The sequence below is a fragment of the Paraburkholderia sp. BR14320 genome, from assembly GCF_040948665.1.
Lineage (GTDB): Bacteria > Pseudomonadota > Gammaproteobacteria > Burkholderiales > Burkholderiaceae > Paraburkholderia > Paraburkholderia youngii.
On record NZ_JBFPKG010000122.1, the window covers coordinates 1 to 4,985 of the forward strand.

The 4,985-nt window shown below is 57.7% G+C and carries 2 protein-coding genes and 1 pseudogene; 1 reads left to right on the plus strand and 2 read right to left on the minus strand.

Annotated features, from left to right (window positions below):
- Positions 1–117 (plus strand): annotated as a pseudogene (locus AB3X89_RS38830) (IS5/IS1182 family transposase); the annotation flags it as partial.
- A gap of 445 nt (positions 118–562) precedes the next feature.
- Here the strand turns inward: AB3X89_RS38830 and treS are convergent.
- Positions 563–2,626 carry a maltose alpha-D-glucosyltransferase gene (gene treS / locus AB3X89_RS38835; protein ID WP_368587887.1) on the minus strand — a complete coding sequence of 688 codons (2,064 nt, stop codon included), beginning with the start codon at positions 2,624–2,626 and terminating at the stop codon, positions 563–565.
- A 34-nt stretch (positions 2,627–2,660) separates the two neighbouring features.
- A complete protein-coding gene (locus AB3X89_RS38840) occupies positions 2,661–4,187 on the minus strand; it encodes an aldehyde dehydrogenase family protein (protein ID WP_368587888.1) in 1,527 nt (508 codons plus the stop codon).
- Between the last annotated feature and the right edge of the window lie 798 nt (positions 4,188–4,985).

The window sequence follows — 4,985 nt, forward strand, 5'->3', positions numbered from 1 at the left end:
TTCCGGCGACTGGCCAGAGACTACGAGCGATTGCCCGAAACCTTGGCTGGTCTGCATTTCGTCGTGTTCTCCGTCCTTATGCTCGTCCACTTTGCAGCCCTTAACAAAAGTGCATAACACCTTCTAGGCAAGAAAGGTGATCCGGCTGCATGAGCGACCGTGTTATGCTCATTCGGAATGCTTGGCGCATGAAACGCAGCGCGACTGGGAATTTGCTCAGGCTGCCGCGCGAGAAGCAGCGACTCAGCTGCGGCCCGCTTCGCGGGCTGGTCCGGGCTGGGCAGTTGGAGTGAGCAGCCACAGGCGTTCGTGAAGTAGATCCGGCCACGGCTGGGTAGAAATTATTGGGCGCTCCATTAGTGCGGTGGCACGTTAACTCCCTTCCAGCGGTCCTGTCCGCGCGATAAGCTACCCATTCCTGAATGAAACTGCTCAAGCCCCTTACCTATTTGCATCAGAGCCGTCGAGAGAAACTTCAGGAACGCCACGGACATTTAATTTCTGAAGCGCAGTGTCTGATTCAACTGCCTGGATATCGCCGGGTGTGCCCCCTTAATGCAAGTCAACTAGAAAGATAACTCCCAATTCTCAGTGATACACCTTGGTGACCCTCAAGCACTATTCGCAGCTTACCTAGTTCGTCGAGGTGACCGATAACCGAATCGGCGAGCATGTCGATGACGGGTCCTGGCGCGGTGCAGCGTAGAGTAATAGTCTCATCGACGGTGCTTGCACCAAAGTTCAGAGCTGTAATCTGAGTCTCTTTCCCTGCGGAAAGTTCGTGAATCATTACTAGGAGGCCTGGCGCGACAACGTCGGGAATCCCTATTTGCCTACTTAAGGCAAGGCCATACGAGTCTCGCACAGCGAGGAGACGCTTGAGTTGTGAGGCGAAAGAGGTGGGGTCGGCGAGCTGCTCCGGCAACGTACCGTACAAGGCCACTGCGCGCGGTATGCCTTCTTCGGATGCATATGCATGCCCGTTTTCGCCTGTGAGATCATAAGCACCGCGTTGTACCCAGCGCGTGTCTCCGTCAGTCGTTCGCTCCTCGACGGCCTCAACGGGTAAGGGTAGTGCACCCACAAGGTCCCATCCCGATATCGCAAAAATGCCGGGCTGAAAAGCATTGAACATCGCAAGAAGAAGATGAATTTGTCGAATATTGTCCCTGTCCCTAGGCGTTATGGCGTCCAAGTCCCGAATATTGAGTGCCGCAGTGATGACGCTGACTGTCGTGCAAGACACACCGTTTGTCACAAAAGGAACATTGTAGCGCGCATGCTCGCCGCACAAGCGCTCGTACATCTTCTCCCGGATATGCTCTCGAAGGGAGTTGCCGTTCCATGTCTGCCCTTGGAAGGTAAAGGTTGCGTTAGCGTGTAGCGACCAGAAATGTACGAGCTCCAGCGTCAGTTCATCGTGGTTCTGAAGCGCGTGAATGAGAGACGCCGGGTCGATGCCGTACTGATGGGCCTTGCGTAGCATCAGCCGCAAGAACTCTGTGTCTCCCGTCAGAAGTGCATGCTGATACGCAGGACGTGTGACAAAGTCGTAAGACAGGTCCGCGCCATTTTTGGACATCGCCGCCATGTCGTCGAGCGTGAGATTGAGTTCCTGAAAGCTGAACCCACCGGCCTTACGAATCGCCCCGGCAAGAAGCTGGTTGGCCGCGACCGCGAGTGGATGGCTCTGCGACCACGCATTGCCGTGTGGTCTTCGCTCGATGCCGAGAAAGCCGTTGGCATCCAGGCGAAGTCCGCGTGCGCCGAGGACATCTAGGGAGTGCAGAGCATCACCGATACTGATTTGTTGGGCTGCAAATGTTGGGTCGAGCCAGTTCAGTGACGGTTGACCTTCCTTAAAGTAGTGAAGGTATACCCACCGGCGCATTATGCCGTCTACGCCGAGTACAGGAGCGGTTGCACTCCAGTCTGTTTCCTTGACGCCCGGCGCAAAAAACATTACCCGCTGAAGTTGGCCAACGATGTAGCGCCTACCTTTTAGGGTGTCGACGACGTCAGCCGGCAGATTGATGGAATCTTTGCCTTCAGGTACGTCTGGTAAAAGGTTCCAGTCGCTAGGCATGATCTCGATCATGTGGTAGAGGCCCGGATAGTCCCCGTAATTCATCTCAGCGAGCCGGAAGTCGGGGCCTTTGCCAGTATGCAAAGGAATGATATCGTCAATGACAACAGCGTTGTGCGCTGCCGCCATGCGACTCATTGCTATGAAGTCTTCTTTACTGCCGAATCTGGAATCGATCTCTAGGCCGATGCGATCAAAGTTGCCGTCCACCGAATGGGTAAAGCGCTTGCCATTGAGACCACCGGCGACTTTGGTTGGACCCGGGTGCATGGCCCTAATGCCCAACGAGGACAGCGAACGCCACAGTGTCTCGCTTCCCAATGCCTGGAGTACCGATTGTCCCGGCGCGGCTATAACCGCGCCCGGGTACGCGGTGAACCAGACAGACGACTTTGCGCAGACCTCACGCGGGCGTGCCTCGGCATAGGGGTGAAGCCAAAGCTTGGCTTGGCCCGCATAACTGCGTGCCCGTGCCCGAACCTGGTGGAGCATTGATTGACTCACGAGCCACTGGATATGCTCTGAAGCCGGAAAATTCATGTCAGAGCTCCTGGAGATATTTCTTGAGGCGATATCACGGCTTGGGCGCGTTCAACCAGCGCCTCGGATACTCCGAGGCCAATGAGTCTTCACTTGAGTACGCGTGAACGTCACCGCCCGTGCCGGGTCCCGCCTGATCGTCATAGCCGACGATAGCCTTTACTTCGAGAAACGCCTCCAGACCCCACTCGCCATATTCACGGCCGTTGCCGGATTGCTTATATCCGCCGAACGGCGATCCCGCGTCCCACGCCGGATAGTTCAAATACACGCTGCCCGCGCGCAGCCGAAGCGCCACCCGCTGGGCGCGCGCCCGATCTGCGGATTGAACGTATGCAGCAAGTCCGAACGGTGTATCGTTGGCAATCGCGATCGCGTCTTCCTCGTCGCGGTACGGCATGATGGCGAGCACTGGGCCAAAAATCTCTTCTCGTGCGATCGTCATCGACTGGTCGACGTTTGCGAAGACCGTGGGCCGCGCGTAGTAACCGCGCGACAGGCCGTCGGGACGTCCCGGCCCGCCGGCTGCGAGCAGTGCGCCTTCCTCGATGCCCTTTTTAATTAGCCGTTGCACGCGTGTGTATTGCACGTCGCTCACCAGAGGGCCCATCGTGGTGCGGTCGTCGTTCGCGGGACCCACACAGTGAGAGGCCGCCGCATGCTGTGCAATGCGCACGGCCTCGTCGTGCAGCGCTGCGGGCACCAGCATACGTGTCGGCGCGTTGCACGACTGGCCGCTGTTGCCAAAGCACTCGTAGACACCCGAAGTGACGGCAGATTCCAGGTCCACATCGTCGAGAAGAATGTTTGCGGACTTACCGCCGAGTTCCTGGTGCACACGCTTGACGGTCGGCGCCGCGAGCTTCGCGATTTCCACGCCCGCTCGTGTCGATCCGGTGAACGACACCATGTCGACATCTGGATGACTGCAGAGCGCCGCGCCCACCGTCGGGCCGTCGCCGTTCACAAGATTGAACACACCCGGCGGCACGCCTGCTGCATCGAGAATCTCGGCGAACAGCACGGCGTTCAGCGGCGAGATCTCGCTTGGCTTGAGCACCATCGTGCAGCCGGCGGCAATCGCGGGGGCGGCCTTGCAGACAATCTGGTTGATCGGCCAGTTCCACGGCGTGATGAGCGCGGCCACGCCGACGGGCTCGTAATTGACAAGGGTCGTGCCCTTCTTGCGCTGCCAGGCGAAGCGTTCGCAGGTACGTAGGAGTTCTTCGAGGTGACGTCTGCCGAGCGCGGCCTGCCATGTATGCGAAAGCGTTTTCGGCGCGCCGATCTCGCGCGAAATGACATCGGCCATCTCGTCGTAACGCGCCGCATAAGCGTCGAGTATGCTGCGAATCAGTGCGACGCGCTCAGTCAGCGGCGTCAGCGAAAACGACGCGAATGCGCGCTTTGCAGCGGTCACAGCGCGCTCCACGTCGTCGGCATTGCCGAGCGCGATCTGCGCGAACGCCTCTTCCGTGCACGGATCGACAACGGCGAGGCGCGCGTCGCCCAACGGCGTGACCCAGACGCCGTCGATGTAAAACTTTTGTGCATTCGACATCCGCTTCCTACTCAGAGAGTGTTTCAAGAAGAACTGCCTGGATTGTTAATCCGGAGCCAAACCCGTTAGCTTCGACGGCAACCTCTGCAGCGCAAGCTGGATAGCTGGGCGTACTGACGCATGGTTCCCCGCCTGTCGTCGTCTGCGCATAAGCTTTAAAAGACACGTCCACATCTACAAGAAGCAACTGACGACTGGATGCCACCTAGTTTGCAGGTGAAAATCTCCAATGTTCCGAACAGTCTCTTGAAACGTCCTTCACCGCATGCAAGATATTCGGAAAGAGGTGTGTAACAATCAAACCAAACAGCGCCCCCACGTCGCCTAGCGCAATATAGCGAAAACATTTCTTTGTGCCTTTGATCGCCATCAATGCATGAATGTCTTCTACTGAATACATCGTCGGCGCTTGTCCTCCCGGTGCGGCTCGGGTGCAAATAGGCGGTCTATACGAGATTGGTTATTAGATAGACGGTAACTCATGACGCAGACAGGACGCCCTTTCAAGCTGCGGGCGCAGCGACCTCTTTGAGACCGCGCTTCGCGAGATTGAACGGCCTTGGCGGATATGGCTTCCGAGCCTTCAGGTGCTTCCGCATCGTCTCCAGATCGTGACGCAACTAGATACTAAGGATGCCTTGGGGCGAGACGGACAGGGTATGCCATTTGAGTGAGCCGCCCCGGGTTTTCCGGAGACCGTTTTGCTTGCGTCATGCCACAGTGACAGACTCAGCGAGATTTGCATAGTAAGCGGCTTCTGCCTCGGCAGGTGGAATGTTGCCGATGGGGCCGAAGAGC

Bases quoted from the DNA above. Each gene is read 5' to 3' on its own strand.
- AB3X89_RS38840 (WP_368587888.1), bottom strand. From the start codon at position 4,187: ATGTCGAATGCACAAAAGTTTTACATCGACGGCGTCTGGGTCACGCCG.
- treS (WP_368587887.1), bottom strand. From the start codon at position 2,626: ATGAATTTTCCGGCTTCAGAGCATATCCAGTGGCTCGTGAGTCAATCA.